Genomic DNA, 24431 nt, shown 5'->3' with positions numbered 1-24431 from the left:
TACGCAATTGCCGTCGCGACGTGGCCCCCAGGGACCCTGGGCAGCGCCGGGTCCAGGGTCTTCCCCAGCGCCCTCCCTGGCGACGCCGTACCCGGCGCGCTGCCAACGTTGCGGTTCCGGGCCCTGGTTCAGGGGTTCGGACAGGTCGCGTCGGCTCACTGCCGGGAGGGGCTGGTCTCATGCAGCCGTACGAAGAGGAATACGGAAGGCGTTACCGGGAGGAGGAAGAGGAGTTCGGTGCCGAGGGCCGCCGCGAGGAGCGGGTGGCCGAGTCGCTGGAGAGCCCCTTCGACGAGGAGGAGGAAGTCCAGCTGGCCACCGAGCTGTTGGGGGTCACCTCCGAGGAGGAACTGGAGGAGTTCCTGGGCAAATGGCTGAGGGCGGCCGCGCGGAAGGCCGGGGGCTTCCTGGGGTCCGCGACCGGCAAGGCGGTCGGCGGCATCCTCAAGAACGTCGCCAAGCAGGCGCTGCCCGCCATCGGAGGTGCCCTCGGGACGGCGATCGGCGGGCCCGGCATCGGCACCGCGATCGGCGCCAAGGCGGGCGACTGGGCGAGCAATCTGTTCGAGGTCGAGGGCGAGGGCATCGACCACGAGGAGTACGAGTTCGAGACCGCCCGGCGCTTCGTCGCCCTGAGCGGTGCCGCCGCGCGGAACGCCGCGTTCGGCTCGCGCCGGAAAGCTCCGCGGGCGCTGGCGCAGCAGGCCGTCCACTCGGCGGCGCGCCGCTACGCACCGGGTGTGGCCCGGCGCTTCAGGAGCTTCGCCGTGCCGGCGGCCTGGTGCTGGCCGGGACAACCCTTCGCCGGGACCGTCGACGAGCCGGCCGTGGCACCGGCCGCCGCCCCCGTCGCCCCCGTCGCTCCCGCCGCCAAGGAGGAGTGGGGCGCGTCCCCGGCGCTGGAGGAATGGCGGCACGGCGAGGAGCGGCGTGAGGAGGGGCGCCGCGAGGAACAGCGCGGGGAGTGGGGCAACCGCGAGGAACGGCGTGAGGAGCGGCGCGAGTTCGGTGAGGAGCGGCGCGAGGCCAGGCGCGAGTTCGGTGAGGAGCGGCGCGAGGCCAGGCGCGAGTTCGGTGGGGAACGCGGCGAGGCCAGGCGCGAGTTCGGTGAGGAGCGCGGCTGGGAGCACGCCGAGGAGGAAGAGGAGGAGTGGGGACGCGCCGAGGAGGAGAGGCGCGCCCGGGAGGAGGGCTGGGGGCACGAGGAGCGGACGCACCACAACGGCCACCACGAAGGCCATCACGAAGGCCACCACAACGGCCGTGCCCGGTCGGGTCGTTGGGTCCGGCAGGGCCGCAAGATCGTCATCATGGGGGCCTGACCGCCATGGACCTGCGGCCGGCAGCCACCGCGCTGCTCGAAGGCGAGGCCCGCGCTCTGCTGACCCGTCTGAACCGGGTCAGGCCGTTCGCGCTGCACGAGACCATGGTGCCTGCCGCCGCACCGTCCGCCGCCGCCCAGAGCGCGATCGAGCGCTTCCTCATGGAGGGGCGGAGCAGGCTCCGGCATCGGGTCGGCGCGTATCTGGAGTGGCTGGAAGGGCCGGGCGGCAACCGGGACCCCGAGTGGCAGCAGCACCAGTTCTCGTTGCTGCGCTGGGAGTTCAACTCCGTACTGAGCCACTTCGACGTCTTCTCGGAAGCCGTCACCCAGCGCAGTGAGCACGAAGTCGGGGTGCAGCTCGCCGGACTGGACGTCGCGGCGGTCGACGCGCTCGTCACACCGGGCACCCCGCTCGCCGACCCGCCGCCCATCATCTGTTACCTCGCGCGGGGTCCGGGCGGCGCGATCCGCCGGGTGCACACCCGTATCCCCGGCGGCGGTCGCAGCCCGGTCTCACTGATCCGGATCCCCCGCGAACGCATGGTGGGGTACGGGATCGGCTCCTCGCTGGTCCACGAGGTCGGGCATCAGGCGGTCGCCCAGCTCGGGCTGCTGGGATCACTGCGGCCCGTGCTGTACGACATCGAGCGGCACGCGGGCACGGCGGCCGAGCGGACGGCCTTCCACTACTGGGGGCTGACCCTCTCCGAGGTGCTCGCGGACCTCTTCGCCGTGGGGAAGCTCGGCATCGGCGGCACCCTGGGTCTGATGGCGGTGGTCAGCCTGCCGCGCCGGCTGGTGCTCGCGCCGGCTCTCGACGACCCCCATCCGTTCCCCTACATCAGGGTCCTGCTCAGCTGCGCCATGGGCGACGCCCTGTACCCGCATCCGCAGTGGCGGCAGCTGAGCACGCTGTGGGCCGCGCTCTATCCGCCGCACCGCGCCCCGCGGGAACTGCGCGAGCTGACCGGGATCCTCGAACGGTCCATGCCCCGCTTCGTACGGCTGCTGGTGGGCCACCGTCCGCCCGCGCTGAACGGGGCCCGGCTGGCCGACCTGATGCCCCGCTCCAGCCGTACGCCCGCGCTGCTGCTGGCCCGCCACCGGCGCTGGCTACGGCAGCCCGAGCTGCTGCGCACCGCACCGCCCACGCTCGTCCTGGCGGTCCTCGGCCAGGCCAGGGCCGCATCGCTGATCACACCGGAGGAGGAGAGCCGACTCCTCGGGGAGTTGATCGCCCACTGGGCACTCTCCAGCACGCTCGACGCCCTCGACGGCGCCGCAGAAATCCGACAACCCATAGCCGCACACCCCGCGGAGCTCTCCGCGTACGACAGCCGTTGAGGAGGCCGTCATGGCCACGATCGAAGTACGGCCCCAACAGATCCAACAGGGCGGACGCGTCTCGCTGTTCGCCACATCCAGCCACTCGAACCCCACCGTCACCTGGGAAGTCCTCGGCTTCGGCCCGCTGCCGACCGACCCTCAGGATCCCGCCCGCGCCATTTGGGACGTCCCCGACGACCAGCGGCCCGGCGCCTACACCGCCCGGGTGACGTTCCGCAGCCCGAATGTCGCCGACGACGTGGCCACCGCCGACCTCACCGTGCAGGTGCGGCCGATCGCCGCCGGCGACAGCATCAACGTCCAGCTGCGCAGGGCGGGTTCGGACCCGACGGACGACCAGGCCCTGTGGACGGCGATCCGCCGCTCCACCGACCGGATCTCGTTCAACGAGTACAGCGCCTTCATCGACCCGCTCATGTCCGGCACCGGACTGCCCGACCCCAGCGAGCCGCGCAAGAAGACAGGGCCGCGTGCCCTGCCGTTCCCCGGCGTGGACGCGTACCGACTGCTGAAGGTCGCCACCGAGGTGTTCCTCCTCGTGCGCTGCGGGGTCCACGTCGACAGCAACGACCTGACGTCCCCGTTCGACGGGGTCGACCTGGAGGAGGAGCGGCGCCGCTACGGCGAGTCGGGCGACGCGGACGGCGACGCCTTCGGGCGGGCCATCCAGCAGCGCTGGCTGCGCTACATCTCGGCCCACTCACCGGGTGAACGCCGCCCGGACGAGCAGGACCTGGCGCTGCTGCCCTACCTCGGGGTGATCCGGCTGAAGCTGGGCGAGCTGGCGATCACGGAGGCCGACAAGTTCGGTGTGGAGGCCTTCGGCATCCTGCGCGACAAGCTGACCTTCCCCTGCTTCCTCGAACTGATCTGGTCGTACTGGCACGAGGAGGGCATGCTGGTCCAGTCGGCCGAGGCGATCGCCGCGCGCTTCCAGAACGTGCACGGCCCCGGCGACTACGACCCGCTGGCCCATGTCGACATCGATCCGCTGCGCGCCCTCAGCCAGCTGATGTGGGGCTATGTGCAGGACGAGCAGAACCGGCTGTCGCCGCTGCGCCGGGCCTACGAGTACGACCACCAGTACGGGGTCACCCAACTGGCGCCCGGCGGACCGCCGTTGCGGCCGGTGGACAGCCGTCCCCGCTTCCTGGAGGCCTTCCACACCCTGCTGAGTCTGACGTCCGTGTTCTTCCGCGAGGACGACGACACCACGATCATCGCGGACGGCTTCCCGGTCCTCAACGCGCTCAAGGACGTCCATCTGCTGCTGACCGAGGGCCAGCACAACCAGTACGGCGACCTGCCCTGGACGGCCCGCCAGGAGATGCTGATGGAGGAGTGGCTGCTGGCCCGCCCGGAGATGCGCGAGTTCCTGCCCGGCCGCACGATGGTCGCCTACCCCGAGCAGTGGATGGACCGCGTCGACACCATGAAGCGGCTCCAGGGCTGGACCCCGGACACGGTCATCCACTTCCGCGACCTCGGCCGATTCGGCGAGCAACTGCTCCTGTCGATCCGCTACGGCAACTGGAACGCGGTCAACGACCGTACCCAGGCGGCGAACTGGGCCCGCTACTGGCGCTCGGAGATCCAGGGGTACCTGCACTCGTACCGGTCGGTGACCGGGGTCGACCTCGGCCTGGAGCGTACGGACGGGCGCGTCGACGCCACCATGCCCGCCGTACATCTGCGCCGCAGGCTGCTGGAGCAGCAGGGCCGGCACGCCGTCGGCGCGGGCTCCGACCAGCGGGGCGCGCGGCAGCTGGGCCGGGCCGAGCCCAGGGCGCAGCTGCCCCGGGCCGCCCGGGCACCGCAGGAACTGCCCCGCGGCAGGCAGCCCGAGCGGCGGCCGGCCGGGCTCCCGCCGGGGCGTTCCGCCGCGGCCGGGCGTGGCCGCCCGGAAGGGGAGTGAGGTCATGCCGACGACCTCGACCGCCGTACGGAACGGGACGGAGCGCCCGCCCCCGACCCGGGCCGGGCACCTGCCCGGCACCACCGCCCGCAACCGCGCCTACGCCCGTTCGCTCGGCTGGGAGGCCCATCTCCCGGCCGTCCGGCGGGTGTTGGACCGGCGGCGCCCGGACTGGGACTGGGCGGCGCTCGGTGCCGAGACTGTGAAGTGGCAGACGGCGCAGGGTATTTCACCGGCGGACGGCCTCATCGGACCCGCCACCTGGGCGCTGCTGCGCACCGCCGCCGGAGTGGCCGGGGATCCCGCGATCAACTGCCAACTCCCCGAGTACGGACCCGGTTTCCGTGCGACGGGCCGGCCCACGCACCGGTTCGGGCGGCCGGAGACCGCCCGTGCCCTGCGGTCCGTCGCCGCCGCCTGGCACCGGGCCCATCCCCAGGGGCCGGTGCTCGACATCCGGGATCTCGGCCGCAGCGGCGGCGGCCCGCTGACCGGACGCGCCTCTCACCGGCTCGGCCTCGAAGCGGACATCCGCCCGGTGAAGTCCGACCGCCGCCAGGGACCGACGAGCTGGCGCCACCCCTCCTACTCACGGGCGCTCACCCAGGAACTCGTCGACCTGCTGCGGAACAACGGCGTGCTGCCGGTCCAGGCGATCTTCTTCAACGACCCGGAGATACACGGCGTACGCCCCTCGGAGAACCACGACAACCATCTGCATGTGCGCTTCGCGCCACCGTCCTCACCGTCCTCACCCGCGCCGTCCGCACCTGCGCCGTCGTCCGCCGCCCGCAGAAGCTCCGCCCCTGCGCTGGAGGTCGCCACGCCCCCACGGCTCGGTGTCCTGAGCGCCCAGGGCAAGGCGCCCTATCGGTTCACCACCGAGGACGCCGAGTGGACCGCGCGGTTCATCATCGGGGAGTCGGGCGGCCGGGACGACGCCGACAGCCATGCGGTCATCTGGGCGATGTTCAACCGGTACGCGCTGCTCACCCGCCCCTACTACCGGACGTTCAACGCCTTTCTGCGGGCCTACTCGACCCCGCTGCAACCGGTCCTCAAGAGCTGGGGGGCGAGCAAACGGAACATGGCCCGCGCCGACTTCGTCCGCACGGGCGGCACCTTCGGACCGCCCGCCCCGCCCGGCATCCCGCGCGGTCAGCGCCGCGCCTACCTGGACCTCCAGCAGCGGCCGTGGGCCCAACTGCCGTCCGCGGCGAGGTCGGTGGCCGTGCGGGCGCTCGGCGGGGCGATCGCGAACCCGATCGGCAACGCCACGGAGTTCGGTTCCACGTACGTCTACTTCCACGACGCGAACCGCAGGTATCCGAACCCCCACGAGTGGCGGCGCTTCACCGAGCAGTACGCCGCCGGGATGGGCTGGAAGTGGATCGGCCCCGTGCCGGGCCTGGACCAGAACAAGAACACGTTCTTCGTCCAGCGCAGGCTCGCCGCACTGACCGTCCCGGCGGTCCGCGTGCTGGCGGGGTGAGCAGCGGAATCCGACCGGCCGGACCGCTCAACGGCACACGCGTTGAACCGTCATGACAGGGCGACCATCATGGCCCGGAACACCGACGCAACTACGGGGGTAGACGTCGACATGCCGGTGAACACACTGCCGCACCACGCGCACCGACCGGCCGAGGCCGGGGAACCGTCGTTCCACGGCCGGGAGCCGCAGCTCAGGGAAATGGAGAACAGGTTGCGCGAGGCCCGCGCCGGGGCCTCGCGTCTGATGGTCGTGGAGGGTCCGCCCGGCATCGGGAAGACCGCCCTGGTCCGCCGCTTCCTGCGCACGGCGGAGCGGGTGCGCGTGCTGGAGGCCAGCGGCGCCGAGAACGAGACGGCACTGGCCTACGGCGTACTCGCCCAGCTCCTCAGTCAGACCTCGGTGGGCGAGGAGGCGCCCGGGCCGGGGGACGAACCCGGCGCGGTCGGCGCGCGGCTGCTGGCCCTCGCCCAGCGGATCCCCTCGGACACCGTCGTCGTACTCGTCATCGACGACGCCCACTGGGCGGACGCGCCGTCGCTGGACGCCCTCACCTTCGTTCTGCGCCGGCTGCTGTCCGAGCCGGTCCTCACCGTGCTGGCCGTCCACGCGCCGGCCGATGCCCAACTCCCCAGGGGACTGGGGCGGTTGCTGGCGGACGACGAGACCCTGCGCCTCGCGCTCGACGGTCTGACCGCCGAGCAGACCGGGGCGCTGTGCGACCGGCTGCTGCCCACGGGCCTGCCGCCGCACGCCGTCGGCAGGCTGCACACCCACACCCGGGGCAATCCGCTGTATCTACGCGCGCTGATCCGGGAGGTGGAACCGGAGGTCCTGGCTGCTTCCGACTCCCCGCTGCCCGCGCCGCGCTCGTACCAGTTCCTGGTCCGGGACCGCCTCGCCCACTGCGACCCTCCGGCCCGGGAGCTGGTGGCCGCGGCCAGTGTGCTCGGGCCGCGCGCTCCGCTGCACCGGGTGGCGCAGCTGGCCGGTCTGGAGAACCCGTTGCCCGCCGTCGAACAGGCCGTGGGACAAGGGCTGTTGGAGGAGTGTCCGGCGGGCGGCCCGCCCGAGCTGGCCTTTCCGCACCCGCTGGTCCAGGCCGCCGTCTACCACCAGCTGGGGCCGGCCCGGCGGGCCGCACTCCACACCGGGGCGGTGGGGGCCAGCAAGGACGCCGCCAGCCGTACCTGGCACCAGCTGCTCGCGGGCCGCAGCCCGGACCCGGCACTCGTCGCCGACCTCGCGACGGGCGCCCGCAGGCAGGCCGCCGCCGGTCACTGGTCGAGGGCCGCGTCGATGGCCGCGCACGCCTCCCGGCTGGCGACGACCCGGCCCGAACGCGAGCGGCTGACCGTGGAGGCGGCGGACGCGCTGCTCTGCGACGGGCGGGTGGAGGAGGCCGCCGACCTGGCGCGGGCACTGCCCGGCGACAGCGCGCGGGCGGCCCACCGCTATGTGCACGGTCATCTCGCGTTCGTCCGGGGCGAGACGCCCAGTGCCCGGCTGCTCCTGGACGACGCGTGGCGGCACTGCGACCCCGCCCTGGACCCGGCGCTGGCCCGGCGCATCGCGGAACGGCTCTCCCTCGTCGGCCTCGTCCAGGGCGAGGCGGCAGCCGCCGTACGGTGGGCGCAGCGGGCCGGGTCCCTGCCGCCCGTGCCGTTCACCGGCGGAATGCTGCGCTACGCCCAACTGGCCGCCCTGGGCCTGACGGACGCCGTGGAGGAGGGCATCGAGCGGGCTGCCGGGCTGCCGGAGTCGGTGCTCGTCCAGTCCGGTGACGTGGACCTGCTGCTCGGCCGCAGTGCGCTCAGGCTCGGCTTCGACGACCTGGCGGGCAGCCGGGCGGACCTGCGCTCGGCCGCACCGCTGTGCCGGAGCGGTCCCGCGCCGCTGCGGGCGACGGCCCAGCTCCTCCTGGGCGAGACCGAACTCCGCCTCGGGAACTGGGACGTGGCCCTGCGCGAACTCGAATCGGCGGCGCAGACCACTGCCACCCGCGGCCTGGCGTGGCTGGAACCGGTCGCCTGCGCGGACGCGGCCGGCGCGCTCGCGCTGAGGGGGCGGACCGAGCGGGCCGCCGAGTACCTCGCGAAGGCCATGAGCAGCGGCGGACACGGCCACGGCGCCTCGGGCTTCGCCCATGTGGCAAGGGCGCGGGCCCAGTTGGCGGCGGCGCGGGGAGCGCAGGACGAGGTGGCGGGCGCGCTGCTGCCCCTGCTGGAGCGGGAGCCGGTGGCGCGGACGGTCGTGGCGCCGTGGCGTGATCTGCTGGTGGACGCGCTCACCGCGCTCGGGGAGCACCGGCAGGCCGAGCGGATCCTGGACGGCCTCGACGCGCCCTCCGCGCACCGGGGCCGGCACTCCCGGCTGGCGGCCGCGGCCCGGGCGCGCGGCACCCTGCTGGCGGCGCGCCGGTCGCCGGGTGCGGCGGAGCTGTCGTTCCGTACGGCGCTGGGCCACGCGGACCAGGTGCCGGACCCCTTCGACCGGGCCCGCGTCCAGCTCGCCTACGGCGCGTTCCTGCGCCGTGCGGGCAGGCGCACCGACGCCACCGGCCAACTGCGCCGGGCCCTGCGCACCTTCACCGAACTGGGCGCCGCCCCCAGCGCGGCCCTCTGCGAACGCGAACTGGCCGCCAGCGGCGGGTCGACCGCGTCCGACTCCCCCCTCACCCCACAGGAACTGGTGATCGCCCGCCTGGCCACATCCGGACTGACCAACCGACAGATCGCCCGCCAACTCGTCCTCAGCGTCAAGACGGTCGAGTTCCATCTCAGCCACGCCTACACCAAGCTGGGCATCACGTCCCGGATGGGCCTGCTGGACAAACTGCCGGACGTTCCCGCCACGCGCCGCGACGGGTGACGGGGCAGCGGCGGTCGAGCGCGTGGGCGAGCTCGTCGGCGGCCTCGCGCACCCGGGCCGAGCAGGCGGCGGCGTCCGGCTCGGCGGCCCAGCGCCCGAACGCGGTCCGGAAGATGGCGACGCCGACGCCGCGCAGACGGAGCGTCGCGGGGCCGGCCGGATGCCGGGAGGCGTTGGCGACCGGCTCGGACGTCAACAGTTCGGCAGGGTCGTGCAGTTGGGTCATGTCGTGACCCGCGAGGACGGCACGCCGCCTCCGTATCGGCATCGAGCCGCGCCGGGCTGCGGGAACTAGCCGGCATGACCGCAGCCCAGGCCGCCCAAGCGGGCGGCTTGATCAGGAGCCGACCGCCTTCGCCCCACAGGCGCGCCTCCGGTACCTGGTTCCACGATCGTCACTGCTTCTAGAATCGGTCGGAGAAGGCAGGTCTGGAGGGGGCGCCGGGTGACAACTCTGTGGTCACCCGAGGCAGTTGCCGCCTACGTCGGCGCCGTCGGCGGCTCTTTCCTGGCCGCCTTGGCGTACGCACAGACTCGCAGCACCGCCCGCGACGGCCGAGACTACGACCAACGGCAGGCGAACCTGCGGGAGTTACGCGCGGCCACGAACGCGGCGACCTCGTTCAAGACCACCATCGTGCCCGAACTACGCACCCTGGACTACTACTTGGACCGGGCCCGCGTCGGCGAGCCATTGCCTCCACTGCGGGTGGCCCTCTCCTCGCGTCTCGACAGCATGTACGGCGAGCGGATGCGCTCCCTGCCCTCGGCGTTCGCGCACGTCCAGGCCGCGTACGAGGGAACGCTCGGGCAGGTTCTGCGGATCGACGAGATCCTGGACGAGTACGCGGTCTCGGGCTCGCTGCCGAGCGGATCGATCGTGGGCGATCACTTGTTCGCGCTGCGCACCCGGGTCGACAGCCTGGACGGGCTGATTGAAGCGGCCGGCTACGACTTCAGCAGAATCGCTCCGCTGCCCAGCGGCTGGGACGCGTCGTTCGCCGTGCCTCCCGGACGTGGACGGATGCCGCGCCGCCTCGGCCGGTGAGGTCACTCGCACGGGCCGCCACCGGCGGCAATCACCGTTTCCGGACGATCATCCACCTACTCTGACGGTATGTCAGATGACCAGTCGTACGAGCTGCTCGGCTTCGACAACGTCCTCCTCCCCGTGGGCGACCTCACCGAGGCCGTCCCCTTCTACGAGCGCGCCGGGTTCACCGTCGGCTTCCGCCTCGACGAGGCCGGCATCGCGCTGCTGAAGGTCGGCGGCGAGACTCCCGGCGTCCTCCTGCGGCTGGAGGACGGGCTCGGACACAGGCCGCCCGCCTGGCCCGCGCCCCGCGTCTGGCTGGAGGTGCCCGACGCGCGGCAGGCCGCGCGGCGCCTGGCCGCCGCCGGGATCGGGCTGCTCGACGCGCCGGCCTCCGTGGCCACCGGGTGGACCGTCGAGATCGCCGACCCCTGGGGCAACGTCATCGGGTTCACGGACTACACGAAGCGGCCGGAGCTGGCGCGGCGGGTGTGACACAGGTCCCAGCCCGAGCAAGTTGAACGTGTTCAAAAGTGCGCCTACATTCTCCTTGTCAGCGTTTTTGAACGCGTTCAAGAAGGGGGAGGCGCATGGACCGCACGGTCGTCGCCTACGTCATCTATCTGATCGTCAGCATCGGACTCACCGTCTGGGTCGCCCGCACGCTCAGCCGCAACGGGCGGATCTTCCTCGCCGACGTCCTACGGGGGAACGAAAAACTCGCGGAGGCCGTGAACCACCTCCTGGTGGTGGGCTTCTACCTCGTGAACCTCGGATTCGTCGCCCTCTATCTCAGCGGGGACGGCACCATCGAGGACACCCGGGGCATCTTCGAGGCCCTGTCGACCAAGGTGGGTGTGGTGCTGCTGGTGCTCGGGGTGATGCACCTGGGCAACGTGTACGTGCTCAACAAGATCCGGCGGCGCGGGGTCATGGAGCGGGAGCAGGTGCCGCCCGTCGCGCCGCAGGACTGGGTCGGGGCGTGAGCGCGGTGGCAGCCGCCCCGGCGGACCGGGCGACCCCGGTCCGCCGGCTCACCGTCCTGTACGACGCCGACTGCTCCCTGTGCACCTTCCTGCGCGACTGGCTCGTACGGCAGTCGCAGCTGGTGCCCCTGGAGCTGGTACCGGCGTCCTCCGAAGAGGCCCGGCGGCGCTTTCCCGGGCTCGACCACCGCGCCACCCTCGACGAGATCACCGTCGTCGGCGACTCCGGCCAGGTCTACCGGGGCGCCGCCGCCTGGATCGTCACCCTGTGGGCGCTGCGCGAACAGCGACCCCTGGCACACCGGCTGAGCACCCCGGCCGGTGCCCGGCTCGCCAAGGGCGCCGTGCTCGCCGCCGCGAAGTGGCGCGGGGCGCAGTGGGGCCCCGGCGGGTGGGGCGGCGGTGTGTACCGGCAGAGCGACGGGTGGACGTACGACCCGAACCGCGGGTGGTCGTACACCGGGCCGGGCTGCGTCGGCGGTTCCTGCCCCACTGGATAGGCTCTGTCCCCGTGCCCGCGAACAACGACGGCCCCGACGACGGCGCCACCCCCAGCAAGTCCGAACAGACCCGCGCGCTCATCCTGGAGACGGCCATGCGGCTGTTCCAGGAGCACGGCTACGACAGGACGACGATGCGGGCGATCGCCAAGGAGGCGGGCGTCTCGGTCGGCAACGCCTACTACTACTTCGCCGGCAAGGAGCACCTGATCCAGGGCTTCTACGACCGTATCGCCGAGGAGCACCGGCTCGCGGTCCGCGAGGTGCTGGACCGGGAGACCGATCTGGAGGCGCGGCTCGCGGGCGTGCTGCGGGTGTGGCTGGACATCGCGACGCCGTACCACGAGTTCGCGGTGCAGTTCTTCAAGAACGCCGCCGACCCGGACAGCCCGCTCAGCCCGTTCTCCCCGGAGAGCGAGCACGCGCGCGTGCAGGCCATCGACGTCCACAAGGAGGTGCTGTTCGGCGCGAAGACCAAGGTGGCGCCGGAACTGCGGGACGTGCTCCCGGAGTTGATGTGGCTCTCGCAGATGGGCCTGGTGCTGTACTGGGTGTTCGACCGGACCGAGGGGCGCGAGCGGAGCTACCGGCTCGCCGAGCGCGGCGCCCGGCTCACCGCGCGCGGTGTGTCGTTGGCCCGCTTCCGGGTGCTGCGCCCGCTCGTCCTGGAGGTGCACGAGCTGTTCACGGACTTCCTGCCGGGCATGACCCACGCGCTGCCCGACCCGGCGAAGAAGAACAGGCGCGGGGCGCCCGCCGACGTACCTGACGACGACGAACGCCCCTGAGCGATCGGGTCAGTTGACGGCGTCGACCTCACCCTCGGCCAGCTCGACGTCGTAGACCAGCGGATCGTCCGTCACGGTCACCTGCCGAGCGGTCGAGCCGTACAACTGTGCCGTCGTCGCCAGGAGGTAGGTCCCCGGGCCCGGCACCGACACGATGTACGAGCCGTCCGCCAGTGACTCGACGCGGTCCAGTTCGCGTCCACCGGTCGTCCGCAGGGTGACGGCGGCGCCCTCCACGGGCTCCCCGTCGGTCGTACGGACGAAGCCGTGGACGGCCGAGGACGGGCCGTCGGGGACGGCGGGCACGGCCTCCTCCGCGGGTTCCACCGCGAGGTGCGGCAGGCTCTTGTCGAGCCAGGCCGGGAGCCACCAGTTGGAGTTGCCGAGCAGGTGCATCGCGGCCGGCACCAGGGCCGTACGCAGGATGAAGGCGTCCAGGGCGACCGCGGCGGCCAGGCCGACGCCCGCCGTCGCCGCGCCCGTGTTGCCGCTCAGGACGAAGGCCAGGAAGACGCAGACCATGATCAGGGCGGCGGAGTTGATGACGCGGCTGGTCTCCGCGAGGCCGACGCGGACCGCGCGGGCGTTGTCCTTGGTGTGGACCCACTCCTCGTGCATACGGCTCACCAGGAACACCTGGTAGTCCATGGAGAGGCCGAAGAGCAGGGACAGCATGATGACCGGCAGGAAGGCGTTGATCGGGCCCTCCTTGCCGAGGCCCAGCATGTCCAGGCCCCAGCCCCACTGGAAGATCGCCACCAGGACGCCGAAGGAGGCCGCCGCCGCGATGAGGTTCATCAGGGCGGCCGTCAACGGGACCACGAGCGAGCGGAACGCGAGCAGGAGCAGCAGGAAGCTCAGGCCGATGATCGTCGCGACGAAGAGCGGGAGTCGGTCGCCGGTGACGGACGCGAAGTCCTTGGAGATCGCCGTCACACCGCCGACGTGACCGGTCGCGCCGGCCTCGGGTATCACCTTGTCCCGCAGGGTGTCGATCAGGTCGTCGGTCTCCACGGACTGCGGTGAGGTCTTCGGGACGACCTGGATCACCGTCACCCCGCCCGTGGGCGGCAGCGCGGCGACCCGGGCCACGTCCTTCGTCGCCTCGATGTCCTTGACCAGGGTGGCGGTGTCACCGCTCGAAGTGACCACCTGGAGCGGGCCGTTGAAGCCGGGGCCGAAACCCTCGGCCAGGAGGTCGTAGGCCTTCCTGGTGGTCGTCGAGGCGTTGTCGTTGCCCTGGTCGGTGGCGCCGAGGCGCAGCGACAGCACGGGGAACGCGAGTACGGCCATGACGACGAGGGCGAGGGCGGCGATGCGGCGCGGACGCTTCTGCACGGCGGCCGACCAGCGGACCGCGAGGTTGTCGGTGCGCTCCGGCTCGGGTCCCGTCGCGGCCAGCTTGCGGCGCTGCTTGCGGCTGAGCACGCGCGGGCCCAGGAAGCCGAGCAGCGCGGGCAGCAGGGTCGTGGCGGCGAGGACGCTCAGGACGACGGTGAGCGAGGTGCCGATGACCACGCCGTCCAGGAAGCGCAGCTGCGTCACCAGCATGCCGGCGAGCGCGATGCACACCGTGCCGCCCGCGAACAGCACCGCACGGCCCGAGGTGTTGAGGGCGACGACCGCCGACTCCTCGGGATCGAGGCCGCGTTGGAGACCTCGCCGGTGCCGGGTGACGATGAACAGGGCGTAGTCGATGCCGACGCCGAGGCCGATCAGGGTCGCCAGCAGGGGAGCCAGGTCGGGGATGTCGGTGGTGTGGCTGAGCAGCTGGGTGGAGAACAGGCCGGTGCCGACTCCGAAGATCGCGATACCGATCGGGAGCAGCATCGCGTAGAACGAGCCGAAGGCCAGGAACAGGACGACGGCCGCCGCGAGGATGCCGACGCCCTCGGCGATGCCGCCGGGCGGTTCCTCGACCCGCTGGACGGCCTGGCCGCCCAGTTCGACGTGGAGGCCGTCGCGCCTGGCGGCCTGCGCGGTGTCGACGACCTTCTGGACAAGCTCCTTGGGGACCGCGTTCGCCTGCTCGGCGAAGGTGATCTGCGCGTAGGCGATGGTCCCGTCGGAGCTGATCTGGGCCGCGCCCCGGGCACCGGAGTAGGGGCCGGTGACCTCGCCGACACCCTTCATGCCCGCGATCTTGTCGAGGGCGGGCTGGATACGGGTCTGTACGGACTGGTCCTTGACCGAGCCCGAGTCGACCTTCCACACCACCGTGTCGGTGTCGCCCGAGCTGTTCGGGAACGCCTTCTGCATCAGGTCGTACGCGCTCTTGGAGTCCGTGTCCGGGAGGGAGAAGACGTTCGCGTAGTCCGTCCCCGCCGTCGTCGCCGAGAAGCCCAGGCCGAACAGTGCCCCCACCCACAGCAACAGGACCACCAGCCGGTGCCGATAGCACCACCGTGCCAATGCCGCCACGCTCAACACTCCTTATGCAAAACCGAGTTGACTCGGTCGATCGGTCGGTTGGTCCCCCAGGTCCTGGGCTACAGAATTGGCGGTTGTCCACGCGCGTGGACACGTCCTGGCCATGACTCTCAAGGAACTCCAAAGACCGGACGGCCCCGATGTCGGTGGTGGTGCCGATACTGGGGGCATGACGGCTCCAGGAACCGTGCTGGTGGTGGAGGACGAACCGAGCATCGCCGACGTCCTCGCCATCGCGCTGCGCTACCACCGCTTCGAGGTCATGACGGCGGGCACCGTCCGCGAGGCGCTCGCGCTGGCCGAGCGCACCCGCCCGGACTGCGCCCTGCTCGACGTGATGCTCCCGGACGGCGACGGCCGCGCCCTGGGGCAGGAACTGCGCGCCCGCAGGCCCGACCTGGCGCTCGTCTTCCTCACCGCGCGGGACGCGCCGGCCGAGATCGTCGGCGCCCTCGGCTTCGGCGACGACTACATCACCAAACCCTTCGACATCGACGTGGTCGTCGCCCGCATCACCGCCGTCCTGCGCCGCACGCGCCCCGCCGACGTCCTCCCCCAGCGCCCGCCCCTGCGCTACGGCGACCTGGAGCTGGACGAGACGACGTACTCGGTGCACCGCGAGGGCCGCTCGGTCGAGCTGACCCCCACCGAGTACGCCCTGCTGCGCTTCCTGGTGCGCAACGGCGGCCGGATCGTGCCCAAGGAGCAACTGCTGCGCCATGTCTGGCAGTACGAGCACACCCCGCCGGAGTCGACCGTCGTCGAGACCTACATCAGCTATCTGCGGCGCAAGCTGGAGACCCTGGGAGCGCCGGTGATCACCACCCGGCGGGGCGTCGGATACGGGCTCGCATGAGGAAGTTCCGGCTGCCGAACTGCGAGCGCGGGGTCCACTCGCTGCGCGCCAAGCTGACCCTGGCGAACGTGGCGCTGCTGGCGCTCGGCATCGTCATGGCCACCGCCGTCAGCCTGATGGGGATGCGGCACTATCTGCTCGCCCAGGTCGACACGCAGCTGACCAAGACCCGCGACTCACTGGGCGGTTCGCAGCTCACCATGGAGCAGCTCAACACGCTGAGCACGCTGGCCGGCATAGGTGACCACCTGATCCCGAAGGAGATGGGCGACTCACCGAATCCGGACAGCGTGTTCGCGGCGGTCGGCAAAGAGGGCCGGGTCCTCACGGTCGCCGGCTTCGAGCCGACCGCGACCCAGCGGGCACTCGCCGCCGCCTTCCACGATCCGGCCACGCTGGCCGCGGACAGCACCCCGCGCGACATCACGCTGCGCGGCAGCCCCTACCGCGCCACCGGGACCCGGCTCGCCGACGGCACGTACATCCTGATCGCCGCCTCCACCGGCGGTTTCCACCAGGGCATGGCCAAGGCCCTCAAGCTGGACCTCGCCTTCGGCAGCCTGCTGCTGGTGCTGCTCGCCACGCTCACGATGATCAGTGTGCGGCGGCGGCTGCGGCCCCTGGAGGACATGGTGGAGACCTCGACGGCGATCGCCGAGGGCGACCTGACGCGGCGCGTGCCCTCCAGCCACCACCCGACCCAGGAGGTCGAGCAGCTGCGGGTCGCCCTGAACTCCATGCTCCACCAGGTGGAGTCGGCGTACCGCACGCGCGAGCGCACGGCGGCCCAGCTCCGCCGTTTCGTCGCGGACGCCTCGCACGAACTGCGCACCCCCCTGTCGGCGATACGCGGTTACCTCCAGCTCTACGACAAGGGCATGCTGACCGAGCCCGACGAGCGCAGACGCGCCTGGGACCGGATGAACGCGGAGGCCGACCGCATGGGCCGCCTCGTCGACGAACTCCTCACCCTGGCCCGTCTGGACCAGCGGCCCGAACTGCGCTTCAAGAACGTCGACCTGAGCCGCCTGGTGCGCGACGCCGCCGAGGACCTGCGGGTGCAGCAGCCGGAGCGGCCGGTCACGGTCGGCGCCGACGGCTCCCTGCTGGTGCGCGCCGACGAGTCGGGCCTGCGCCAGATACTCGGCAACCTGGTGACCAACGTCCGCACCCACACACCCGCAGACGTGCCCGTGCGGCTCGGTCTGGAGCGTGCGGACGGGTTCGTACGGCTGTGTGTCGCGGACCAGGGTCCGGGGCTCTGCGAGGACGACGCGGCCCGCATGTTCGACCGGTTCTTCCGGGCGGGCGGCGGTGCGGGCAGCGGACTGGGGCTGGCGATCGTGCAGGGCGTCGTCCAGGCGCACGGCGGGGACGTGGCGGTGCGGACGGCGCCGGGCGAGGGGCTCGCGGTGACGGTGACCCTGCCGACGCGGGTGCCCGTGCCGTCGTAGAACACCGGGCTTGTCAGGGAGTGTCGGTCCGGACGAGTGCCCACACCGTCCTGCCGTGCGTGCCGCGGCTCCACACGCCCCAGGCCGCGGCGACGCCCTCCACGAGGTGCAGACCGCGGCCTGCCTGCGCCGCGTCCGTCACGACCCGCAGCCGCGGTTCGACCCGGCCCTCGTCCGACACCTCGATGAGGCACGAGCCGTCCGCGAGGGCCGTCACCGCGTCCTCGAACTCCCTCTCCAGGAGCGGCCCGTGGCGTACGACGTCGGTGGCCGGCTCGGACACCGGCAGCACCGCGTCCTGGAGCGCCGGATCGTCGCCCGCGTGCCCCCAGTCGGCCAGATGGTCCCGGACCCCGCGCCGGGCGAGGCCCCACCGAGGCCGGGTGCCGGGACAGCCGGAAGGAGTTGCGTCCGACCACGTCGGCTCCTCACCGCGCGCACACCTCCGTCACATGGTGCTGCGTGCGCGGGCCGCCCGGTGTCACTCGGGCGGCAACGGCCCAGGGGCTCAGATCCAGTCCAGCGCCCACAGCCGGAACACGCCGGTGCCGTCCGTGAGGTAGGAGATGCCGCCGATGTCCTCGCTGCTCACGACGTACTCCTTGCGCTGCCACAACGGGATCAGCGGCACGTCCTGGGCGACGTCCGTCTGGAGGTCGCGGAAGTCGTCGTCGACGCGGCTGCGGTCGGCGAACTGCTGGCTGTTGAGGATCAGTTGGTCGACGAGCTTGTTGCTGTAGCCGGTGTTCATGGTGGAGCCGGTACCGACGAGCGCGGAGCCGAAGGTGTCCGGGTCGGGGTAGTCCGCGACCCAGCCGACCGCGTACGCGTCCAGCTTGCCGGTGGCCCAGCGCTTCTGGAAGTCGGTCCACTCGTAGCCCTTGACGTCCACCTTGAACAGGCCGCCCGCCTCCAGCTGCTTCTTCAGCTCGGCGGCCTCCTCGGCGCCGGAACCGTGCCCGATGCCGTAGCCGTAGGTGAAGCGCACCGGGACGGAGACACCGGCTTCTTCGAGGAGTGCCTTCGCCTTGCTGACGCTCTCGGTGGGGTAGACGTCGAAGAAGGACGTCGTGTGGCCGACGATGCCGGCGGGGATCAGCGAGTACAGCGGGTCGACCGTGCCGTCGTACACCGTGGCGGCCAGCTCGTCGCGGTTGACCAGCCAGGCCATGGCCCGCCGGACGAGGACGTCGTGCAGGGGCGTGCCCTTACGGGTGTTGAGGTACAGGTTGCGGGTCTCGGAGCTGTCGGCCTCCGACACCCGCTGGTTCGGGTCGCTGGCGGAGAGCCCGGAGAGCATCTTCGGCGGCAGCTGCCGGGTGGCGACCTGGACCTGCTTCGCCTTGTACGCCTTCTGCAGCGCGTCCGAGTCGGCGTAGTACCGCAGCTCGATCGGGCTCCCGGTGTTCTTGACCGCGCCCTTGTAGTGGCTGTTGGGCGTGAGGACGGCCTTCTTGTCCTTCGTATACGTCGACAGGGTGTACGGCCCGGTTCCGTCGGCCCGGAATCCGTTGCGCGGGGCGTCCTTCGGGTACTTGGTGCTGTCGACGATCGCACCGGCACCGGTGGCCACCTTGAACGGGAACGTGGCGTCCGGCGACGACAGATGGAAGGTGACGGTCATCCCGGAGGCGGTGACCGAGCCGAGCGTGGAGAGCAGGGACGCCGGACCGACATCCGAGTTGATCTTCTTGACCCGGTCGAAGGAGTACTTCACGTCCGCGGCGGTCATCCTGCGCCCGCTCGGGAAGGTGAGCCCGCCGCGCACCACACAGCGGTACGTCTTCAGCCCGCCGCCCACGAAGCCGCAGCTCTTGGCCGCGTCCGGGACGGGTGTCGTACCGCCCGAGTCGAACGTCATCAGCGACTGGAAGACATTGCTGTACAACGCCCAGGAACCCGCGTCGTACGCGGCGGCCGGGTCGAGCGACGTGACGGCGTCCGTCGTCCCCACCGTGATCGTCTTGTCCTTGTTCCCGTCCGACGGCAGCAACTGCCAGCCGCCCACTCCCACGGCCGCCAGAACCAGCAGCGTCGCGAGAATCCGTATGCGAACCGACCGCATCGGTGTGCCCTCCCCAGAACCCTCCCGGGTTCCTGCGCATATGCCACTCCCCTAGTGGCGCGGATCACCTAACCACAGGAGTTTCGTCCGGGGGAAGAGGGTTCTGCCGAGATGAGAAAGAACTTACCGACGAGTGTTAATGACCCGTTTCACAGGCGCCTCCCAGCCATGTGACGGAGGCACCCCTCGCCGGCAACTGGCCCTGTTTCGGCGCCAGTTCGACGATTCCCCTCCGAAGTCGGGCCGGTGCCGCGGCAGCCGCCGTCCGCGATCTTGAGACCACGGACAACCCATGGCAGGCTCATGCCGCATGATCGACGAATTCGCGAAGGACAACCTGCACGGGAGACTGCGGCGGGACCGCGAGGCGCTGCTCTGGAAACTCGACGGCTTGTCCGAATACGACGCCCGCCGACCTCTGACAGCGACCGGGACCAACCTCCTCGGCCTGGTCAAACACGTGGCCACCGTCGAGGCCAGGTACTTCGGCGAGGTCTTCGACCGCCCTTCCCCGGAACCGCTGCCCCGGTGGCAGGACCACGACGGCAACGACCTGTGGGCGACCGAGGACGACACCCGCGATCAGATCATCGCGTTCTACCGGCGCACGTGGGAACACTCGGACGCGACGATCGACGAGCTTCCCCTCGACGCCCCCGGCCACGTGCCGTGGTGGCCGGAGCCCTATCCCGGCACGAACCTGTTCGCCGTCATGGTCCATGTCCTCGGCGAGACCGTCCGGCACGCCGGGCACGCCGACATCCTGCGCGAGGGCATCGACGGCCGGACCGGGTTGCGCGCCGAACACGAGCAGCAGATCGACGAGGAAGCCCGTGCGGCCCACTGCGCCAGGATCGAGCAGGCCGCCAGGTCGGCCGCGCCCGTCAAGGCTCGGATCGAGTACCGATGAGTTTCCCGCGCCCCGCCGGTCTGTACGCGTGAGACCGATTCACGGAAGGCCGGCGCCATGCGGAAACTGATCTACGGCATGAACCTGACCCTGGACGGCTACATCGCCGCGCCCGGCGACGACATCGGCTGGGGCGGACCGCCGAGCGGCGAGCTGTTCCAGTTCTGGTCCGACCAGTTGCGGGCGACCGACCTGTCGCTCTACGGGCGCAAGCTGTGGGAGACGATGAGCTCCTACTGGCCGACCGGCGACCAGCAGCCGGGCGCCACCCCGGCGGAGATCGAGTTCGCGCGGAACTGGCGGAACATGTCGAAGGTGGTGTTCTCCTCGACGGTCGACAAGGTCGACTGGAACACCCGCCTGGTCACCGGTGACGCGGTCGCCGAGATCACCCGGCTCAAGGCCGAGGACGGCGGCCCGATGGACATCGGCGGCGCGACGCTCGCCGGGGCGGCCATGCGGGCCGGCCTGATCGACGAGTACGTGCTGGCCACCGCGCCGGTTCTGGTGGGCGGCGGCACACCGTTCTTCACTGCGCTGGACAACTGGGTGAACCTGAACCTGGTGGAGACGCGGACGTTGCCCGGCGGCGTGATCCTGACCAGGTACGAGACGAGGCACTGAGCGCCCTACCGGGAGTCACGGGCCGACTAGGCCTGTTCCGAAGCCAGTTCGACGACCGTGATGTCCGACGGCGCCCCCACCCGGGTCGGCGGTCCCCACGCACCCGCGCCCCTGGTGACGTACAACTCGGTGTCGCCGTAACGCTCCAGGCCCGCGACCGTCGGATTGGCCGCCGCCGCGATGAAATTGCCGGGCCACAGCTGACCGCCGTGGGTGTGCCCGGAGAGCTGGAGGTCGACGCCGTGCTTCACGGCCTCGTGGATCTGCACGGGCTGATGCGCGAGCAGCACGCACGCGTGGCGTCACGATCCCCGAGCGCCTTCCCGAAGTCGGGCCCCTGCCCCTCGCTCTCGCCCTGGAGGTCGTTGACCCCGGCGAGGTCGAAACCGGGGAGCTCGGTACGGGCGTTCTCCAGGGTGTGGATGCCGAGCCTGCGGACCTCTTCCAGCCACTGTTCGGCACCGGAGAAGTACTCGTGGTTCCCCGTGACGAAGAACGACCCGTGCCGCGCCCGCAGCCCGGCCAGCGGAGCCGCCGCCGGCCCCAGGTTCTTGACGCTGCCGTCCACCAGGTCGCCCACGACCGCGACCAGATCGGGCTGCGTCGAGTTGATCGTGTCGACGACCTTCTGCGCGAACCCCCGCCCCAGGACCGGCCCCAGGTGGATGTCGCTGACAATCGCGATCCTGAACCCGTGCGCCGACCGCGGCAGTCTGGCCAGCGGCACGGTCACCCGCTTCACGCCCGGACCGCGCAGAACGCCGTAGGTGCCGTATCCGACCGTCCCCACGGCGGCAGCGGCGGCGGCACCCCCGACGACCCGGGAGACGAAGAGCCGACGGGAGGGAGCGGGGAGCGGGGCGCCCCGCGGTTCTTCCGGAGCCGGGGACCGCGTCTCTTCCACGAGCGTCTCGGCCCGCCCGCGCCGTTCGAGGAACCGGCGCAGCAGCGGCCGTAGGACCTCGCCCGCGATGACGGCCAGCAGCAGGTAGATCGCCAGGGCCATCCACAGGAAGCCGGGCCAGCCCAGGACGCGCTGGAGCCAGAAGGGGGCGCCGCCGCGTTCGGCGGCGAGGGCCGCGATCATCAGGACCGGGCCGGCGATCACTACGACCGTGCCGGTGACTCGGGCGGGACCCCACGCGCGCGTGGTGTCGCGGACCAGGCGGCGCCAGACGTACCAGTGCCCGCCGCCGAGGACGGCTGTCGCAACCAGAACGACAAGGGCGATGGCGGCGATGGCCACTTCTCTATGACGTCTCGCGCAGTGCGCGCAGTCCACGCAACCCGAGGCCCCCGATGACCGTCCCCAATACGAAGGACACGACGGCCAGGGTCAGATGCACCCAGAAGTACGCCGTCGGCCGGCCGTCGTCGAAGGCCAGTCCGCTGCCGTCCGCGACGAGATTCTTGACGAAAGTGATCCAGATGACCCAGCTCCACACCCCGAAGGCGAGCAGGAACCAGGAGACGGGGCGGCTGAGCTTCATGAGTCCAGTATCGCCGTCGTCCTCCGGGGCCGGTGGGCGGGGTGGGGCCGGTGACGGGACTTCGGGTCCCCGGGCATGTACGTTCACGTGCGTGCCCGCTCCACAGCAGACCATCAGGCGATCCCTGCTGGTGCTTTCCGCCGCCCTGTCGTCCCTCGCGCTCACCGCGCCGCTCGCCCTCGCGGCTCCGAGTCCGACTCCCGCTCCGAGCACCACCACCAGTGCGTCGGTCGGTCCTACGGCCACTCCCCCGGCGAACATGTCGTCGGTGGGCGGCGCCCGGCTCGCGCAGCCGGGAACGCAGGTCAATCAGGCGGCCGGAGTCCCCGTGCTGCCGAAGGACCTGACCGCGCGGTCGTGGATCGTGACCGACGCCGAGTCCGGTGATGTGCTGGCCGCGCACAACGCGCACTGGCGGCTGCCTCCGGCGAGCACCCTGAAGATGCTGTTCGCGGACACCGTGCTGCCGAAGTTCCCGAGGACGACCGAGCACAAGGTGATCGCGTCCGACCTTGCCGGCATGGGTGCCGGTTCCAGCCTGGTCGGGATAAGGGAGGGCGAGAGCTACACGGTCCACGACCTGTGGCTCGGTGTCTTCCTGCGCTCCGGCAACGACGCCGTGCACGTCCTGTCCCACATGAACGGCGGCGTCGACAGGACCGTCGCCGACATGAACGCGCACGCCCAGGATCTCCAGGCGCTGGACACGCGCGTGGTGACGCCGGACGGCTACGACGAGCCGGGGCAGGTCTCGTCGGCGTACGACCTGACACTGATCGCCCGCTCCGGGCTGCAGAAGAAGGACTTCCGCGAGTACTGCTCGACGGTGAGCGCGAAGTTCCCGGGCGAGACCACGAAGAAGAAGGGCAAGTCGGTCCGCGGGACCTTCGAGATCCAGAACACCAACCGGCTGCTGAGCGGCGACTCGGACGTGTCGGTGTACCCGGGCATCGCGGGCGTCAAGAACGGCAACACGACCAACGCGGGCGCCACCTTCACCGGGGTCGCCGAGCGCGGCGGCAAGGTGCTGCTGGTGACGGTCATGAACCCGGAGAAGGACGAGCACAACGAGGTCTACAAGGAGGCCGCGAAGATCCTCGACTGGGGCTTCCAGGCGGACGGCAAGGTGCAGCCGGTGGGTGAGCTGGTCGCGCCGAAGAACGCGGTGCAGGCGAGCGCCCAGCCGGGTGCGACGGCCAGCGGGGAGGCGGGCGGGGACACGGCGGGCACGAAGCGGGCCGCGTCCTCCACCCCGGTGGCCGCCGAGGAGGACGGTTCGGGCGGGGTCGGGATCGCGCTCGCGATCGTCGGCGGGCTGCTGGTGCTGCTGGCCGGCGGTGTCTTCCTGGTCAACCGGCGCTGGCCGCTGCCGGATCTGGTCCGTCGTCGCCCGCGTCCCTGACCTTGGGGTCCTCGGCGTCGTCGGCCGGGTCGTAGTCGTCGTCCTCGTCCGGTCTGCTCGGGGTGGCCGTCCAGGCGGCGCAGAACAGGACGAGTTTCGAGGTGAAGTTCATCCACAGCAACAGCGCCACGGGGACGCCGAACGCGCCGTACATGCTCTTCGCGGCCACGCCCTGGATGTAGCCGCTGAGCAACAGCTTCAGCACCTCGAAGCCGACCGCGCCGATCAGCGCGGCCACGAAGAGCCGGCGGCGCGGGGGCTCGACGCCGGGCAGCAGGGTCAGGACGTACAGCAGGAGCAGGAAGTCGGCGAGTACGGCGACCGCGAACGCGGCGATCCGCAGCAGGATCCCGCCCCAGCCGCCCTGGGCGATGCCCAGTTGGCCGTTGATCCAGTCGACCAGTGCGGAGGCGACGGTGGAGACGGCGATCGTCGCGAGGACGGCGCCGCCCAGGCCGATCAGCACCCCGGTGTCGATGAGTTTGCGCAGCAGCGGGTTCTCGTCGCGGTCGGGCAGCTCCCACACCGCGCGCAGGCACTCCCGCATCGAGCCGACCCAGCCGATGCCGGTGAACAGCAGGACGGCACCGGCGATGAGACCGATGGTGCCCGCGTTGTCCACCAGGGAACCGATGTTGAGCTGGTCGGAGATACCGGGGACCTGCTCGGCGATCTTGTCCTGGAGTTCGCGCTGCTGGTCGGTGCTGAGGGTGGCGGCGGCGATCGCGGCGGCCACGGTCAGCAGCGGGAACAGCGCGATGAAGCTGATGAAGGTCATGGCGGCGGCGAGCTGCGACCACTTCACCCGGTCGAGGCGCTCGTACGACCGCCACGCGTGCGTGCCCGTCAGGCGCGCCACCAGCGGCCCGATGAAGGGGAGCTTCTTCAGCCAGTCCATGATCCGATTCTGCCCTCGTCCACTGACACCGATGTGCGGGTACCCC

20 protein-coding genes and 2 pseudogenes are annotated in these 24431 nt (G+C 71.5%); 15 read left to right on the top strand and 7 right to left on the bottom strand.

Annotation, left to right across the window (positions count from 1 at the left end):
* Positions 1-179 precede the first annotated feature (179 nt).
* From AB0I51_RS14960 to AB0I51_RS14940, 5 genes are all read left to right on the top strand, one after another.
* Positions 180-1322, top strand: coding sequence for a hypothetical protein (locus AB0I51_RS14960; protein WP_362975025.1), 1143 nt, complete (start codon positions 180-182; stop codon positions 1320-1322).
* A 5-nt stretch (positions 1323-1327) separates the two neighbouring features.
* Positions 1328-2668, top strand: coding sequence for a hypothetical protein (locus tag AB0I51_RS14955; protein WP_362975023.1), 1341 nt, complete (start codon positions 1328-1330; stop codon positions 2666-2668).
* Positions 2669-2678: 10 nt separating this feature from the next.
* On the top strand, positions 2679-4586 hold the full coding sequence (locus tag AB0I51_RS14950) for a hypothetical protein (RefSeq protein ID WP_362975021.1): 1908 nt from the start codon (positions 2679-2681) through the stop codon (positions 4584-4586).
* 4 nt (positions 4587-4590) lie between these two features.
* On the top strand, positions 4591-6078 hold the full coding sequence (locus AB0I51_RS14945) for a penicillin-insensitive murein endopeptidase (RefSeq protein WP_362975020.1): 1488 nt from the start codon (positions 4591-4593) through the stop codon (positions 6076-6078).
* Positions 6079-6189: 111 nt separating this feature from the next.
* Positions 6190-8949 (top strand): AAA family ATPase, encoded by a 2760-nt coding sequence (locus AB0I51_RS14940; RefSeq protein WP_362975018.1) that lies wholly within the window; start codon positions 6190-6192, stop codon positions 8947-8949.
* Here the strand turns inward: AB0I51_RS14940 and AB0I51_RS14935 are convergent.
* Entirely contained in the window at positions 8885-9175 is a 291-nt protein-coding gene (locus tag AB0I51_RS14935; RefSeq protein ID WP_362975016.1) for a hypothetical protein, read from the bottom strand. The genes AB0I51_RS14940 and AB0I51_RS14935 overlap by 65 nt on opposite strands.
* A gap of 219 nt (positions 9176-9394) precedes the next feature.
* Between AB0I51_RS14935 and AB0I51_RS14930 the strand changes: the two genes are divergently transcribed.
* The 5 genes from AB0I51_RS14930 to AB0I51_RS14910 all read left to right on the top strand — a co-directional run bounded on the left by AB0I51_RS14930 (position 9395) and on the right by AB0I51_RS14910 (position 12256).
* Positions 9395-9997, top strand: a complete 603-nt coding sequence (locus AB0I51_RS14930; protein WP_362975014.1) for a hypothetical protein — start codon at positions 9395-9397, stop codon at positions 9995-9997.
* A gap of 69 nt (positions 9998-10066) precedes the next feature.
* On the top strand, positions 10067-10477 hold the full coding sequence (locus tag AB0I51_RS14925) for a VOC family protein (protein ID WP_362975012.1): 411 nt from the start codon (positions 10067-10069) through the stop codon (positions 10475-10477).
* A 95-nt stretch (positions 10478-10572) separates the two neighbouring features.
* Positions 10573-10968 carry a hypothetical protein gene (locus AB0I51_RS14920; protein WP_019066862.1) on the top strand — a complete coding sequence of 132 codons (396 nt, stop codon included), beginning with the start codon at positions 10573-10575 and terminating at the stop codon, positions 10966-10968.
* Positions 10965-11468 (top strand): DCC1-like thiol-disulfide oxidoreductase family protein, encoded by a 504-nt coding sequence (locus AB0I51_RS14915; RefSeq protein WP_362975010.1) that lies wholly within the window; start codon positions 10965-10967, stop codon positions 11466-11468. The genes AB0I51_RS14920 and AB0I51_RS14915 overlap by 4 nt, the downstream gene beginning before the upstream one ends.
* Before the next feature lie 11 nt (positions 11469-11479).
* Positions 11480-12256: a TetR family transcriptional regulator gene (locus AB0I51_RS14910; protein WP_362975008.1), complete on the top strand. Its 777-nt coding sequence runs from the start codon at positions 11480-11482 to the stop codon at positions 12254-12256.
* A 9-nt stretch (positions 12257-12265) separates the two neighbouring features.
* Here the strand turns inward: AB0I51_RS14910 and AB0I51_RS14905 are convergent, their stop codons facing one another.
* Complete coding sequence (locus AB0I51_RS14905; protein ID WP_362975165.1) at positions 12266-14668, bottom strand: MMPL family transporter; 2403 nt, start codon at positions 14666-14668, stop codon at positions 12266-12268.
* Between the two features lie 187 nt (positions 14669-14855).
* On the opposite strand from AB0I51_RS14905, the gene AB0I51_RS14900 reads away from it, so the two are divergent.
* Positions 14856-15542, top strand: a complete 687-nt coding sequence (locus AB0I51_RS14900; RefSeq protein WP_362975006.1) for a response regulator transcription factor — start codon at positions 14856-14858, stop codon at positions 15540-15542.
* Complete coding sequence (locus tag AB0I51_RS14895; protein WP_362975004.1) at positions 15539-16996, top strand: HAMP domain-containing sensor histidine kinase; 1458 nt, start codon at positions 15539-15541, stop codon at positions 16994-16996. Before AB0I51_RS14900 ends, AB0I51_RS14895 begins: the two co-directional genes overlap by 4 nt.
* Before the next feature lie 13 nt (positions 16997-17009).
* Here the strand turns inward: AB0I51_RS14895 and AB0I51_RS14890 are convergent.
* Positions 17010-17415 (bottom strand): annotated as a pseudogene (locus AB0I51_RS14890) (ATP-binding protein).
* An 89-nt stretch (positions 17416-17504) separates the two neighbouring features.
* Positions 17505-19061 (bottom strand): ABC transporter substrate-binding protein, encoded by a 1557-nt coding sequence (locus AB0I51_RS14885; protein ID WP_362975002.1) that lies wholly within the window; start codon positions 19059-19061, stop codon positions 17505-17507.
* Positions 19062-19371: 310 nt separating this feature from the next.
* Here AB0I51_RS14885 and AB0I51_RS14880 point away from each other — a divergent pair, with 310 nt between their 5' ends.
* Positions 19372-19971: a DinB family protein gene (locus AB0I51_RS14880; RefSeq protein WP_362975000.1), complete on the top strand. Its 600-nt coding sequence runs from the start codon at positions 19372-19374 to the stop codon at positions 19969-19971.
* 57 nt (positions 19972-20028) lie between these two features.
* A complete protein-coding gene (locus tag AB0I51_RS14875; protein WP_362974998.1) occupies positions 20029-20595 on the top strand; it encodes a dihydrofolate reductase family protein in 567 nt (188 codons plus the stop codon).
* 26 nt (positions 20596-20621) lie between these two features.
* On the opposite strand, the pseudogene AB0I51_RS14870 reads toward AB0I51_RS14875, so the two are convergent.
* Together AB0I51_RS14870 and AB0I51_RS14865 are read right to left on the bottom strand one after the other, a co-directional pair.
* Positions 20622-21841, bottom strand: a pseudogene (locus tag AB0I51_RS14870) (metallophosphoesterase).
* 4 nt (positions 21842-21845) lie between these two features.
* Positions 21846-22085 (bottom strand): SCO4848 family membrane protein, encoded by a 240-nt coding sequence (locus tag AB0I51_RS14865; protein ID WP_026178254.1) that lies wholly within the window; start codon positions 22083-22085, stop codon positions 21846-21848.
* A gap of 91 nt (positions 22086-22176) precedes the next feature.
* Between AB0I51_RS14865 and AB0I51_RS14860 the strand changes: the two genes are divergently transcribed.
* Complete coding sequence (locus tag AB0I51_RS14860; protein ID WP_362974996.1) at positions 22177-23487, top strand: D-alanyl-D-alanine carboxypeptidase; 1311 nt, start codon at positions 22177-22179, stop codon at positions 23485-23487.
* Here the strand turns inward: AB0I51_RS14860 and AB0I51_RS14855 are convergent.
* The gene (locus AB0I51_RS14855) at positions 23435-24385 is read right to left on the bottom strand and encodes a YihY/virulence factor BrkB family protein (RefSeq protein ID WP_362974994.1); all 951 of its coding nucleotides are present in this window, start codon (positions 24383-24385) and stop codon (positions 23435-23437) included. The two genes, AB0I51_RS14860 and AB0I51_RS14855, sit on opposite strands and share 53 nt — an antisense overlap.
* Positions 24386-24431 lie beyond the last annotated feature (46 nt).

This window comes from Streptomyces sp. NPDC050549 (assembly GCF_040655035.1).
Lineage (GTDB): Bacteria > Actinomycetota > Actinomycetes > Streptomycetales > Streptomycetaceae > Streptomyces.
Note: the sequence above shows the minus strand (reverse complement) of the source record. Positions and strands in the feature narration are given on the sequence as shown.

What these genes read in the sequence shown, in the direction of transcription:
- AB0I51_RS14960 (WP_362975025.1), top strand. Translation starts at nt 180, where the DNA reads ATGCAGCCGTACGAAGAGGAATACGGAAGGCGTTACCGGGAGGAGGAA.
- AB0I51_RS14955 (WP_362975023.1), top strand. Translation starts at nt 1,328, where the DNA reads ATGGACCTGCGGCCGGCAGCCACCGCGCTGCTCGAAGGCGAGGCCCGC.
- AB0I51_RS14950 (WP_362975021.1), top strand. Translation starts at nt 2,679, where the DNA reads ATGGCCACGATCGAAGTACGGCCCCAACAGATCCAACAGGGCGGACGC.
- AB0I51_RS14945 (WP_362975020.1), top strand. Translation starts at nt 4,591, where the DNA reads ATGCCGACGACCTCGACCGCCGTACGGAACGGGACGGAGCGCCCGCCC.
- AB0I51_RS14940 (WP_362975018.1), top strand. Translation starts at nt 6,190, where the DNA reads ATGCCGGTGAACACACTGCCGCACCACGCGCACCGACCGGCCGAGGCC.
- AB0I51_RS14935 (WP_362975016.1), bottom strand. Translation starts at nt 9,175, where the DNA reads ATGACCCAACTGCACGACCCTGCCGAACTGTTGACGTCCGAGCCGGTC.
- AB0I51_RS14925 (WP_362975012.1), top strand. Translation starts at nt 10,067, where the DNA reads ATGTCAGATGACCAGTCGTACGAGCTGCTCGGCTTCGACAACGTCCTC.
- AB0I51_RS14920 (WP_019066862.1), top strand. Translation starts at nt 10,573, where the DNA reads ATGGACCGCACGGTCGTCGCCTACGTCATCTATCTGATCGTCAGCATC.
- AB0I51_RS14900 (WP_362975006.1), top strand. Translation starts at nt 14,856, where the DNA reads ATGACGGCTCCAGGAACCGTGCTGGTGGTGGAGGACGAACCGAGCATC.
- AB0I51_RS14895 (WP_362975004.1), top strand. Translation starts at nt 15,539, where the DNA reads ATGAGGAAGTTCCGGCTGCCGAACTGCGAGCGCGGGGTCCACTCGCTG.
- AB0I51_RS14885 (WP_362975002.1), bottom strand. Translation starts at nt 19,061, where the DNA reads ATGCGGTCGGTTCGCATACGGATTCTCGCGACGCTGCTGGTTCTGGCG.
- AB0I51_RS14880 (WP_362975000.1), top strand. Translation starts at nt 19,372, where the DNA reads ATGATCGACGAATTCGCGAAGGACAACCTGCACGGGAGACTGCGGCGG.
- AB0I51_RS14875 (WP_362974998.1), top strand. Translation starts at nt 20,029, where the DNA reads ATGCGGAAACTGATCTACGGCATGAACCTGACCCTGGACGGCTACATC.
- AB0I51_RS14865 (WP_026178254.1), bottom strand. Translation starts at nt 22,085, where the DNA reads ATGAAGCTCAGCCGCCCCGTCTCCTGGTTCCTGCTCGCCTTCGGGGTG.
- AB0I51_RS14855 (WP_362974994.1), bottom strand. Translation starts at nt 24,385, where the DNA reads ATGGACTGGCTGAAGAAGCTCCCCTTCATCGGGCCGCTGGTGGCGCGC.